The organism is Salinivibrio sp. IB282 (assembly GCF_001995685.1).
In the GTDB taxonomy this organism is placed as follows: Bacteria; Pseudomonadota; Gammaproteobacteria; order Enterobacterales; family Vibrionaceae; genus Salinivibrio; species Salinivibrio kushneri.
Genome location: NZ_MUET01000087.1, coordinates 1 through 12,469 on the forward strand (window position 1 = coordinate 1; position 12,469 = coordinate 12,469).

The 12,469-nt window shown below is 47.9% G+C and carries 12 protein-coding genes and 2 pseudogenes; 9 read left to right on the top strand and 5 right to left on the bottom strand.

All coding sequences use genetic code 11. The features are described 5' to 3' along the window. Positions 1-232, top strand: a 232-nt coding sequence (locus BZG14_RS15730; RefSeq protein WP_077608998.1) for a hypothetical protein, incomplete at its 5' end; no start/stop codon positions are given. 306 nt (positions 233-538) lie between these two features. Here the strand turns inward: BZG14_RS15730 and BZG14_RS13665 are convergent. Next, positions 539-1,009: an NfeD family protein gene (locus BZG14_RS13665; protein WP_443216350.1), complete on the bottom strand. Its 471-nt coding sequence runs from the start codon at positions 1,007-1,009 to the stop codon at positions 539-541. A gap of 15 nt (positions 1,010-1,024) precedes the next feature. Beyond that, entirely contained in the window at positions 1,025-1,975 is a 951-nt protein-coding gene (locus BZG14_RS13670) for a slipin family protein (RefSeq protein ID WP_046075979.1), read from the bottom strand. Between the two features lie 581 nt (positions 1,976-2,556). Between BZG14_RS13670 and cspE the strand changes: the two genes are divergently transcribed. The 8 genes from cspE (at position 2,557) to BZG14_RS13710 (ending at position 9,488) form a co-directional block, all read left to right on the top strand. Beyond that, a complete protein-coding gene (gene cspE, locus BZG14_RS13675) occupies positions 2,557-2,763 on the top strand; it encodes a transcription antiterminator/RNA stability regulator CspE (RefSeq protein ID WP_025744354.1) in 207 nt (68 codons plus the stop codon). Positions 2,764-2,947: 184 nt separating this feature from the next. Then, complete coding sequence (locus tag BZG14_RS13680) at positions 2,948-3,946, top strand: bacteriohemerythrin (protein WP_077484934.1); 999 nt, start codon at positions 2,948-2,950, stop codon at positions 3,944-3,946. A gap of 318 nt (positions 3,947-4,264) precedes the next feature. Further along, entirely contained in the window at positions 4,265-4,822 is a 558-nt protein-coding gene (ectA, locus tag BZG14_RS13685) for a diaminobutyrate acetyltransferase (protein ID WP_077459636.1), read from the top strand. An 11-nt stretch (positions 4,823-4,833) separates the two neighbouring features. Next, positions 4,834-6,111, top strand: a complete 1,278-nt coding sequence (gene ectB, locus BZG14_RS13690) for a diaminobutyrate--2-oxoglutarate transaminase (protein ID WP_077484936.1) — start codon at positions 4,834-4,836, stop codon at positions 6,109-6,111. A 50-nt stretch (positions 6,112-6,161) separates the two neighbouring features. Next, positions 6,162-6,551, top strand: coding sequence for an ectoine synthase (locus BZG14_RS13695; RefSeq protein ID WP_046075984.1), 390 nt, complete (start codon positions 6,162-6,164; stop codon positions 6,549-6,551). 77 nt (positions 6,552-6,628) lie between these two features. After that, the gene (locus tag BZG14_RS13700) at positions 6,629-8,056 is read left to right on the top strand and encodes an aspartate kinase (protein WP_077608999.1); all 1,428 of its coding nucleotides are present in this window, start codon (positions 6,629-6,631) and stop codon (positions 8,054-8,056) included. Positions 8,057-8,238: 182 nt separating this feature from the next. Then, positions 8,239-8,871: a LysE family translocator gene (locus tag BZG14_RS13705; RefSeq protein WP_077484939.1), complete on the top strand. Its 633-nt coding sequence runs from the start codon at positions 8,239-8,241 to the stop codon at positions 8,869-8,871. Positions 8,872-9,029: 158 nt separating this feature from the next. Then, complete coding sequence (locus BZG14_RS13710) at positions 9,030-9,488, top strand: hypothetical protein (RefSeq protein WP_077609000.1); 459 nt, start codon at positions 9,030-9,032, stop codon at positions 9,486-9,488. On the opposite strand, the pseudogene BZG14_RS15945 reads toward BZG14_RS13710, so the two are convergent. From BZG14_RS15945 to BZG14_RS15490, 3 genes and pseudogenes are all read right to left on the bottom strand, one after another. Then, positions 9,461-9,646: pseudogene (locus BZG14_RS15945) on the bottom strand (IS3 family transposase); the annotation flags it as partial. The gene BZG14_RS13710 and the pseudogene BZG14_RS15945 sit on opposite strands and share 28 nt — an antisense overlap. Positions 9,647-9,659: 13 nt before the next feature. Next, a protein-coding gene (locus BZG14_RS13715) for an IS3 family transposase (RefSeq protein WP_443509084.1) occupies positions 9,660-10,840 on the bottom strand; the annotation gives its coding sequence in 2 pieces (ribosomal slippage) (positions 9,660-10,582 and positions 10,582-10,840; 1,182 coding nt in all). A 94-nt stretch (positions 10,841-10,934) separates the two neighbouring features. Next, a pseudogene (locus tag BZG14_RS15490) lies at positions 10,935-11,039 on the bottom strand (transposase); the annotation flags it as partial. Between the last annotated feature and the right edge of the window lie 1,430 nt (positions 11,040-12,469).

Below are 12,469 nucleotides of genomic sequence, written 5' to 3' on the forward strand. Positions count from 1 at the left end.
CGTATATACACTGTATATCCGTATATACACTGTATATCTAAAAGATAGGCGCATTGGCATGGCAAAAAAAGAAAAAGCAAAGAAAGACAGCCAGTTACTAGTAAGAATCAATAGCGATCAACGCGATGCCTTCTTAGAGGCCTGCGACGAACTGGACACATCCGCAGCACGTGAAATACGCCGATTTATTAAACAGTTTTTAAAAGACCACGAAACGAATAAATCATCGTGATCATACTTGGGGTGGACATGCCGGCCCCGTCCACAGCATTGAAGCTGTACTGCAGTGGCAAACGCTTCGGCAAATCATCATTAAGGAGAGAAATCATGGCGAAAGCGTCGAAAAAAGATCTGAAAAAATCAATTAAGAAAACAAAAGCGAAAGTTGCGAAGCAGGAAAACAAGCTGAAGAAGCTTAAAAAGCAACTAAAAAAAGCCTAAATCACAGGCTGATACGCAATAAAAAGCTCGGCACTGTAACCGAGCTTTTTCATGTCATCAACAGCGATTGTTCGTGTTCGGACACTGAACGTGTCTCTCACTCCGGCAATGCAGGCTCCACCGTAAATCGTCCAACATCAACGCCCACCACTTTGACCTGATCGCCAGCCAGCAATGTGCAATCACTGGCGGCCGAACTTAGTTGTAGTTGCCAAGTGACACCTGAGTATTTTACCGTCGATGTTTGCTCTCGGCTCAACGGCTCACTGAGCGTCAAGGTCAATCCGATAAAATCACTATGGCGATTATCCGGGCGTCGTCCGCCCCGTTGTAACTGTTTAAGTGGCCGCCACAGCATGGCAGTTAGCAAGCCTGCAACTATCCCGGTGCTGCTAAATAACGCCGTCACCGTTTCTGGCACAACGCCGACCATCGCCAAGAGTCCCACTAAAATAGCAGCAACACCGGTTGCCAATAACACAATGGTCGATAAACCCAGTAGCCAGACTTCAACGGCTAACAGTAACAAGCCCACAATCACGGTTAATTCTGCAAGGTAGATACTCACACTAAACATCCTGTTTTACGCTTTGCTCTTATTGAGTGTATCAATAATTGTCATCGCTTCTGCAACCACATTCGCTGCGCCTGTCCCAGAGTCAGGCAGAAGTACCACTGAGGACTCTTTGGCAATCGCCTGTTTCGCCTTGATCGCTTTTTCTGCCAGCTCCAACTGGATGGCTTTTTGGCCTTCCTCTGTAATCGCTCGTGTCCCGACGATTTCAAGTGCTTCGGCTTGCGCTTCGGCAACCGCAATAATGGCTTGCGCTTCCCCTTCCGCTTGCAAGATTTGCTCTGACTTTTCCGCTTCCGCCGCTAAGACTCGGGCCTGCTTTTGACCTTCAGCAACGTTGATATCCGATTGACGCGCCCCTTCTGATTCAAGAATCACCGCACGCTTTTCTCGCTCAGCCTTCATTTGACGCTCCATGGCATCGAGAACAGAGCGAGGTGGATCGATATCCTTGATTTCGTAACGCAGCACCTGAACGCCCCATGGCTGAGCGGCCTCATTGATGGCAGAGACAATCGCGGTGTTTAGGCTTTCACGCTCTTCGAAGGTTTTGTCCAGCTCCATTTTACCCACCTCACTACGCATGGTGGTTTGCGCAAGCTGAGTCACTGAGTACACATAATCGTCGACGCCATAACACGCTTTATACGGATCCAATACCTTGATGTATAAGACACCGTCAACAACCAGCGAAATATTATCGCGCGTGATCGCGGATTGACTGGGTACATCATACGCTTGTTCTTTTAACGTCCTGGTATAACCAATACGATCGATAAATGGCACGATGAAATTGAGACCCGCTTCCATCGTCTTGTAATACTTACCAAACCGCTCGACGACATACGCCGTATTTTGTGGCACAAACTTAATCGCACCGCGTAGCACCACGATCACTAAGACCGCCAGCACGACCCAGACGCCTATAAAACTCGACGTTTCTAAAAAAATCGTATCCATGGAGAAACCCTATCACTGCGAGTCACAATTATGACTGGCATAAACAAACCCAAACGCGCGCACAAACGTGTCTGCGGCGTTACTCGTCGCCTCTCATGATACGTTATTGTCAGCATAAAAAGACATCATCCAATGAGTGATTTGACACTCCTCGCAATCTAGATCGCTTTTCTACGATGTACTATACGCCGATATATCACAGTTATCTGGCCTTGCTCTCATTTTCACAATACGCTCGCACAAAGTTGCCGCTTTCATCCGCAAAATAGATTTACCTCACATTCTTTTGGGTGTATTCTCGATACTGTTCAACCGTGTTGGTTGACGGACTGTTGGTCGTAGACATACCGAGTCGCAACCAATAGTAAACTGACGCGCAAATAACGCGTGGTCCTGTTGAGGCTGCCTAGCAGCTTCGATAATCGGAAATTTATGCAGCAATTGAATATAGATACATCGAAACACCCCACCGTTAGGCTGGAAAGTTAGTTGTCCTGAAGATATTCGCTACATTTGCCCATAGAGTCGATTAACGGCACTCGCGTCACTGCAACACCTAGTTAATATATTCAGGAGACACCATGTCCAAAGCTAATGGTTCCGTTAAGTGGTTTAACGAAGAGAAAGGTTTCGGTTTTATCCAGCAAGAGAACGGTCCAGACGTATTCGTTCACTTCCGTGCTATCGTTGGTGAAGGCTTCCGCACACTAGCAGAAGGCCAACAGGTTGAGTTCGATATCGAGCAAGGTCAGAAAGGCCCACAGGCTGCGAACGTCGTTCGCCTGTAAGCCAAACCAAATTTAAGAGAAAGGCGCCCAACTGGGCGCCTTTTTTGTCGCTATCATTTGTTGTTTGCTCTTACCCATCATTTTTAAGCAAAACCTCATCCAGGTCGCATTCCTTTCACACGCGCTATAGACGCTCTTACCACCATCTACTAGGCTGAAAACATAGACATTGTCAGGAGGACGTATGCTATCTCCGTGTTTAATTGTTGACGATCATGAAATGATTCGTGACACCATTGGAATGATGGCCCAAGCACTGGGTATTAAGTCGGTGATCACGGCAGAAGATGGCGCCGAAGCGATATCAAAGGCATACCATGAAGCTCCCAATCTGATCATTACCGACTTACAAATGGATCCCATTGACGGGTTGGAAATGTTACGACTGATGCGGAGCGGTCGCTATCATTTGCGTCATGATACACCCATCATCATTTTAACCGCTAACGCGTCTCAGGCAGTGATCAGCGAGTGCATTCGCTATGACGTCGATGCTTTTATGGTTAAGCCGGTGAAAAAACAAGATCTAGAAAACCGTGTCAAGCAGCTATCTAAGCAGACCAAAGCTAAAAAGCCCCCCACATTCTACTTTGAGATGTACCAGTCAGATCCTGCCAAATCAACGGAGTTTGAGCACAACGGCGCGATTGTTTTTACTGAGGAAGAGCAATACCAGATAGAGTGCATCACAGAGCCTGTCATTGATACACCATTGCCTCCTGAAGGCTCTTCAGAAAAAGAGCCACAAGTATCGGCCCCCATTAAACGAGAGCGTAAGTTTATACGTTGGCAAGAAAAGTATACAGTGGGCCATCAATCATTGGATGAGAGTAACAAGCAGCTGCTCTCTATCATCAACGATACGTATGAGGCCATTGCCTACCACCATGAGGACGAGACTAAGACGGATTTTGAGGCCCTCGCGCAACGCTTTCGTGACTACATTGACTCGCACTTTCAGCTCGAGGAAGATATTCTCGAAGCGCGCGCCTACCCCAAATACAAAGCGCATGCTGCGATTCACCAACGCCTCGCCCGACAAGCGCAATATGTGCTGCTACAGTGCCAAGCCGACCCAGAACTATACCGCTCAGAGTTTTTTAAGTTTCTACGTTATTGGTGGATTCACCATGTGGTGCGTGAAGATACCCAATATCGTGATTTCTTACTACAGGGCCCCTAGCACACTAAGTCGCTAGCCCACCTCGGTGCCCACAGTGCTCTTTGCCTGTTGGCACCGAGACATACACCCAAGCTATCTGTTCCTAACCTATCGCCCATGTTCCGCCACATATATGGGATGTGGGAACCTGCCCACACCTTTAGGCCAGTAAATGTTACTTCTCAAAACACTTACTTTCACAAAAAATTTAACAATAAATAAATTCATATATTTCATCAATTTAATTACAGATGATAAACCCAACACTAAAATCTGGGGTTGATAAACCAAATTCATCGCCTATTATATAAAACGAATTCGTTAGAGCACAAAACAATTATGTGGCGATCAAAAACGACAGACACGGCAGTACTGGAATCTGAAGTACGTGACCGTAAACAGACCCAGACCAACACGCAGTTTGTGTTTCGTAAGCCAGCTATCAAGGATGGCGGCAATATCTATCGATTAATCACACAGTGCCCACCGTTGGATGTGAATTCCGCTTATTGCAACTTCTTACAGGCGACGCACTTTAAAGAGACCTGTGTCGTTGCAGAGCGTGAGGGTGATGTACAAGGCTTTATCTCGGGCTACATTCGCCCTGAGCAGCCAGACACCTTTTTTGTCTGGCAGGTTGCCGTGTCACCCAAAGCACGTGGAGAAGGGCTTGCCCTGTCGATGATCGAAGCGCTGATGGCACGCAAAGTCTCAAGCAATATTCGCTTCATCGAAACCACGATCACAGAAGACAACGCCGGATCTTGGGCGCTGTTTAAAAAGGTAGACCGCCTCTACGGTACAGGTGGTCAGCGCTCTGTGTTCCTTGACGAACAAGAGCACTTCAACGGTGAACATGACACCGAATACCTTTTCCGAATTCCACTCAAAAAATAACAGGATGAGTTATGGATATCTTTAAATCGCAGGAGTCAAATGTTCAATGTTACGCCAACAACTTCCCGGTGGTGTTTGAAAGCGCTAAGGGTTGCTGGATCACAGGCGTCGACGGCAAGCGCTACCTCGATTTTCTCGCTGGCGCCGGCTCACTCAACTATGGGCATAACAACCCAACGTTGAAAAAAGCTCTGATCGAGTACATCGAGAAAGATGGCATTACACACGGCCTGGATATGTACACAGGTGCAAAAGCACGCTTTCTCGAAGTATTTAAAGAACACATCTTGGCACCGCGTGATTTGGACTATAAGTTCCAATTTACTGGCCCAACAGGCACTAACGCTGTTGAAGCGGCAATGAAGCTTGCTCGTAAAGTGACAGGCCGTGCAAATATTGTATCTTTCACCAACGGCTTCCACGGCTGTACATATGGTGCATTGGCAGTGACGGGTAATCATCATCACCGTGGTGGTGGCGGCATCCCTGTCAATAACGCGGTGACACGTCTTCCGTACGATGGCTATGCAGACATTGATGGTTTAACGCTGTTTGAAACCATGCTTAATGACGCATCAAGTGGCCTAACAGGCGGTGATAAACCTGCTGCAGTGCTGCTTGAAGTCGTCCAAGGCGAAGGTGGCCTAAACGCAGCCTCTAATGAGTGGTTGCAGCGCCTGCAAGATATTTGTAAGGCACACGACATCTTGATGATTGTCGATGACATCCAGGCTGGTTGTGGCCGTACGGGTACGTTCTTCAGCTTTGAGCCATCAGGCATTAAGCCCGATATTGTGACCCTGTCCAAATCAATTGGTGGTTATGGTCTACCAATGGCCGTGGTGCTACTAAAACCTGAGCTGGATCAATGGGCACCGGGTGAACACAACGGTACATTCCGTGGTAACAACCACGCGTTTGTAACTGCAGCGGAAGCGATTGACACATACTGGCGTGATGATCAGTTCCAAACGCATATTCAAGCGCGTGCGGATCAGCTAAACAAGGTCTTGCAAGAGATGTTGCACGAGCATAGTGATCTGTTTGACACCATCAAAGGACGTGGCTTGATGCAGGGTATCGCTTGTCAAAACGGTGACATTTCTGACGACATCACTAGCCTATGTTTCGACAATGGCATGATTATCGAGACCGCGGGCCCAGATGATGAAGTGATCAAATTCTTCTCGCCACTGACAGTCAGTGAAGCAGAGATGGAAAAAGGCTTGCAGATCTTCGTTAAATCGGTCGAGCAGTACAAGAAAGAGAAGCTTAAAAAAGCATCGTAATCGCTAAGATAATAAGCCTTGTTTAACGAAGAGACGTTGAAGGAATAAACATGATTGTCCGCACATTAGAAGAGTGCCAGAAAACCGAGCGCCGCGTGGTGGCAGAAAACTGGGAAAGCGTACGCATGTTGCTACGCGATGATAATATGGGATTTTCTTTCCATATTACCACCATCTATGCCAATACTGACACGCACATTCACTACCAGAACCACTTAGAGTCTGTGTATTGCATGTCGGGTGAAGGTGAAATTGAAACCACGGATGACGGTAAGGTTTATCCTATTAAACCTGGCACACTGTATATCCTAGACAAACATGACGAGCACCAGCTTCGCGCGAACAAAGGTGTTGATATGGTCATGGCCTGTGTGTTCAACCCACCGATTACTGGGCAGGAAACACACGATGAAAACGGTGTTTATCCATTAGTCGATTAACCGTCACGGGGCAGCCGGATGCTGCCCCTGTAAACCCAATCGACTCCCTAATTCATAAAAGCCCACAAGGAGCTCACATGAATCATACCGTTGAAAAGATCGGCGGTACGTCGATGTCAGCCTACGACGCTGTCATGGATAATATCTTTTTGTACCCGTCAAACCCGTACAACCGCATTTTTGTTGTTTCTGCTTACGCTGGCATCACGGATGCATTGCTAGAATGTAAGCGTTCGGGCAAGCCCGGCATTTATCGCCTTCTCGCCGCCAATAATCCAAAGTGGCGTGATGCGATGGACGAGCTAGAGCAACGTATGCTGCTTATTAATAGCAATATGTTCCCCGATCCTGTATACCGTGAACGTGCTGACAACTTTATCCGTCAACGCATGGAAAAAGCACATAGCTGTATCGAAGGTATACGCGAAACCTGTAACTATGGGCAGTTTTCTCTGGAAAGCTATCTCCCACAAGTTCGCGAGTTTCTCTCCTCTATCGGTGAGGCACACAGTGCGCACAACTCAACGCTACTGCTTGAGAGTGTGGGGATAAACTCACGATTTGTTGACCTCTCTGGCTGGGATAATCCCGATGAAGGCAAAGGCGACCTCAATACGGTGATCGCCAATGCCATGGAAGACATTGATTTCAGTACTGAGCTGCCCATCGTTACCGGCTACGTCTATTGTGATGAAGGTCTGATGAAGACCTATGACCGCGGTTACAGTGAAATGACATTCAGCCGTATTGCGGTGTTGACCAAAGCAAGCAGCGCGGTAATCCACAAAGAATATCACCTAAGCAGTGCCGACCCTCGCATTGTGGGTCCAGAACGTGTCCAGCCTATGGGTCTCAGTAACTACGATGTGGCTGACCAGCTGGCCAACTTAGGGATGGAAGCCATCCACCCTAATGCAGCCTCGGGGATGCGCGCCGTGGGTATCGAATTGGTCGTGAAAAACACCTTCGAGCCTGAACATGCGGGCACGGTGATCTCACACAAATATCGTCCAAAAGACAAAGAGATCGAGATCATTGCGGGTCGAGATAAGGTGCTAGCTCTCCATATCTTTGACCAATCAATGGTTGGGCATGTTGATCAGGTCAGCTATGACGTGATGGAAATCATTCGCGAAGAGAACGTGCAGCTCATCAGTAAAGAGATGAATGCCAACTCAATTACCTACTACTTAGACGGCAAAACAGCCAGTCAAGACAAGGTGATTAGTCGTGTTGAGAAGCTCTACCCGAAAGCGAAGATTACGGGTGAAATGGTCGCACTGATTTCTGTCATTGGTAGCCGCATCGACTCAAACCAAACCATGAGCAAGGGTATGCTGGCGTTGCTTGACGCGGAGATAAACCCTAAAGCGGCGCACTCATCAATGCGCGATGTGGATGTGCAATATGTAGTACTCGATAAATTCTACCATGCGTCAATTTGTGCACTACATGCTTGTTTTATTGAAGAGCCTACGCCTAAGCCAACCATTCGGGCCGCTTAGTACTCTCGGTGCACATGACAAGCAAGAAACCCTACCCCCTTACCTAAGGGGGTTTTTAGTTTTATAGGCTACCCTAGAACCTCTACTTACGATTAAAAACCAACCTAATCGCCTATCCGTGTTGATAAAGTCTATTTAAAAGGTAAAATTCCGCACTTTATCTGGAAAGCTGTAGTGCCTTTATGATCGATCCCAATATGCTCCCCGTTTACTTAACCGCCGTTGTCGCGCTTCTGCTGGTGCCCGGACCGGATATGTTGCTAATCGTGAGCGCCAGTCTTAGCTATGGCAGACGGGTTGGTATGGCCGCAAGCTTGGGTAATGCAACATCAGGATTGATCCTGACCGGGTTAGCCGCAACCGGCGTATCAGCCATGATTGCGATGTCGCCAACGGCCCTCACCATTCTGCAGTACGTAGGAGCCGCGTATTTGCTAAAAATGAGTATAGATATGTGGCGTGCCTCTCCAACAGACAGCGCCGAGCTCGCGCATCATCAAGGCATGGGCAAATATCTCTATAAACGCGCGGTGATGACCAACCTATTGAACCCAAAGGCACTACTGTTTTTTGTGTTGTTTTTACCGCAGTTTATTTCGCAGCAAATTCAAGCCTCGTCCAGCACGCAACTGCTAACGCTTGGGCTGCTCCTCAACATATTAGGGCTCGTTTTTAATCTGCTTTTAGTGGCGATAGTCGGCAAGCTTGGCAATGCAATGCTCACCAATACCCGAGTCCAAATGTATCAGCATAAAATAATGGCGCTCGTTTTTGCGGCGCTCGCTGCCTGGCTTTTTGCTCAACAATCCTTGTAATCCATCCGACGACCTGGGTGAAAAGCCAACGAACCAGACTCTGAGTGATAAAAATTCAGGCAGTTGTCTGATATATTATGCCCCTGTCAGTCGTATAACTGACATTGGCTCGTTGAAGGCGTTTTACGCCTTCACCTTTATCGGATGGATTCGGTCACGTGTTTAATCTTCACCTTCCCACACTTACCCTGGCTTACATCAGTGTGTTCTGGCTACTCACCATTGGCGTGTTGTTGATTGGGTGGCAATTTAATCAATACAAAGACATCAAGCTGTGGGGGCTGGCTTGTCTGCTGATCTCGACGGGCACGTCGGTGTATAACATTGGCAATGTCACTGAAACGTCGGGGCTCGTTTGGATAGGCACCACAGCCGCGATTTGCTCGCATATTCTGGTGTGGTTAGGAACGAAATCCTTCGTGGGCAAACCCTTGTCATGGCGGACGGCTTCGCTGGCCGCACTCTTAGGTGTAGGGGTTTATACACTCATTCTTGCCAATCATATTCCGCTTGCTCTCCGTATTACTTGGTATTGTGCGTTCTACGTGGCAATGCACCTTGCGGTTTTAATCCTCATTGTATGTAGTGGTCAAGAAAAACTGGCCACCGGTTTATAGTTAATCCAGTATTTTTCCTCTGCCAGGTTCGGACTCATACCGCTATTATGCTGATGTGGCCTAAGTTGGCTGTAATACCCGATTAAATATTTCAGTATATGCGCTTGAGCCTGCGAAAATGAACGGTAACCATAAGTCGGTACCCATTCTGTCTTCAAAAAACTGTAGTGGTCAAGAAAAACTGGCCACCGGTTTATAGTTAATCCAGTATTTTTCCTCTGCCAGGTTCGGACTCATACCGCTATTATGCTGATGTGGCCTAAGTTGGCTGTAATACCCGATTAAATATTTCAGTATATGCGCTTGAGCCTGCGAAAATGAACGGTAACCATAAGTCGGTACCCATTCTGTCTTCAAACTTCTGAAAAAGCGCTCCATTGGCGCGTTATCCCAGCAGTTACCTCGGCGGCTCAAGCTTTGCTTTATTTGCCGTTTCCAGAGTGTCTGACGGAACTTACGGCTCGTATAATGGCTACCCTGATCACTATGAAACATCACCCCTTTAGGGCGTCCACGGCTCTCATATGCCATTTTCAATGCGTTACTGGTTAACGTGCTGTCTGGTGACAACGACATTGCCCAGCSAACCGGTTTTCGTGCAAATAAATCAATAACGACAGCCAGATAAGCCCATCGACTGCCGGTCCAGATGTATGTGACGTCACCACACCAAACTTGATTTGGTGCTTCAACGTTAAACTGTCGGTCTAAATGGTTTGGTATTTCAACATGTTCATCGCCTGTCTTCTTGTATGTATGGCTGGGTATTTGGCAGCTCACTAAACCAAGCTTCTCCATCAGTTTACTGGCACGATAGCGGCTCAGCGGAACATCTTGATCCGTCGCCATTCGCGCAATACTACGCGCGCCAGCAGAGCCTTCACTGTCGCTAAAGAGCTTCTTGACCTTGGCTTCTTCCATGACTTTTTGGGCACATAYCGGCTTTTTTGAACGTTGTTGCCAGTGACGAAAGCTGCTGCGATGTACGCTAAATACCTGGCACAGCTTRTTAACTGGATAGCTCGTCTTGAGTTTCTCKATTATCGAGAATTGTTCAGAGAGTCGGACATCAAGAGAGCGGTAGCCTTTTTTAAAATGTCATTATGCTCCTCAAGGCGCGCCAGCTTTTTCTTTAGCTCCCGAATTTCAATTTGCTCTTGTGTGATGGGGGAAGCATGAGGCGTAACGCCTTGTTGCTCCTGTCTCAGTTGCCTTACCCACTTATCCATGGTGGATTTGCCCACGCCCATGGCAGTAGCTGCTTCGATAATCGTGTAGTTTTGTTCGAGAACAAGCTCGGCGGCTTCACGTTTAAATTCCGCGCTGAAAGTACGTCTTGTGCGTTTGGTCATGGTTTCACCTGTCATGCGATGAGGCGTATATTAACACCTCTAATCAGGTGGCCAAATTCACTATGCCACTACACCCATGGCAGTAGCTGCTGCCCATGGCAGTAGCTGCTTCGATAATCGTGTAGTTTTGTTCGAGAACAAGCTCGGCGGCTTCACGTTTAAATTCCGCGCTGAAAGTACGTCTTGTGCGTTTGGTCATGGTTTCACCTGTCATGCGATGAGGCGTATATTAACACCTCTAATCAGGTGGCCAAATTCACTATGCCACTACAATGTGACTAACAAGGCACCGATAAGCCCCATCACCCGTGCTGTTGAAATGACTTGCTTTTGCATGTTTATATCCTCATAAAAAACTTATTAGCGCGTCTTGTATGACACGCCAAACACCTTGAATTGCGAGGATATAATCTTATTAGTGACCATCCCCGTAAGCAGTGAGAGGATTAGAACATGGACAGAAAACCATCGGTATAGGACGATTCCTATTTTGTAGGGTAAGAAATCTGATTAAGCGGTAAATGGAAATAGCGTATCGTTCCAGCCCCGATCTTTTCCGAAATAAAAACCAGGCGTAGGTCGGCATAAGCGCCAGCACAATGTGAGTCATGAATACCCAAGCCGCCTGCGCGCCCGTTGCACGGCGCCATCGGACATTAAAGCCAAATATTACCCCCGCTCGTGACAGGTGCTGTAGATAAAGGGCCTAGGACCTAGGCACTGCTTCCCGTCCTTCTCCGTATTCAATATCCCGAATCAAGGTTGGACAAACACCAATGGCACCATTGGCGTAGGTCGGCATAAGCGCCAGCACAATGTGAGTCATGAATACCCAAGCCAGCTGCGCGCCATCCGACATTGATGATTAGAATTGGCACCGATAGTGACAGGCGCTGTAGACAAAGGGCCTAGGACCTAGGCACTGCTTCCCGTCCTTCTCCGTATTCAATATCCCAAATCAAGGTTGGACAAACACCAATGGCACCATTGGCGTAGGTCGGACAAGCGCCAGCACGATGTAAGCCTCGTTCCTCGATATAACTGGCGCGCCTCCGACATTGATGATTAAAATTGGCACCGATAGTGACAGGCGCTGTAGATAAAGTTCCTAGGTCCTAGGCACTGCTTTTCGCTCTTCCCCGTATTCAATATCCCGAATCAAGGTTGGACAAACACCAATGGCACCATTGGCGTAGGTCGGCATAAGCGCCAGCACAATGTGAGTCATGAATACCCAAGCCAGCTGCGCGCCATCCGACATTGATGATTAGAATTGGCACCGATAGTGACAGGCGCTGTAGACAAAGGGCCTAGGACCTAGGCACTGCTTCCCGTCCTTCTCCGTATTCAATATCCCAAATCAAGGTTGGACAAACACCAATGGCACCATTGGCGTAGGTCGGCATAAGCGCCAGCACAATGTGAGTCATGAATACCCAAGCCGGCTGCGCGCCCGTTGCACGGCGCCATCGGACCCCGATGTTAAAGATTAATCCCGATGTTAAATTTGGCACCGATCGTGACAGGCGCCCGTTGACAATGTGCCTATATCCAACAAGGTCCCGGGGCTTGGGTCACCTACGCCAATGGAATCACCGATATATAAACCAGGCGTAGGTGACACAAGCC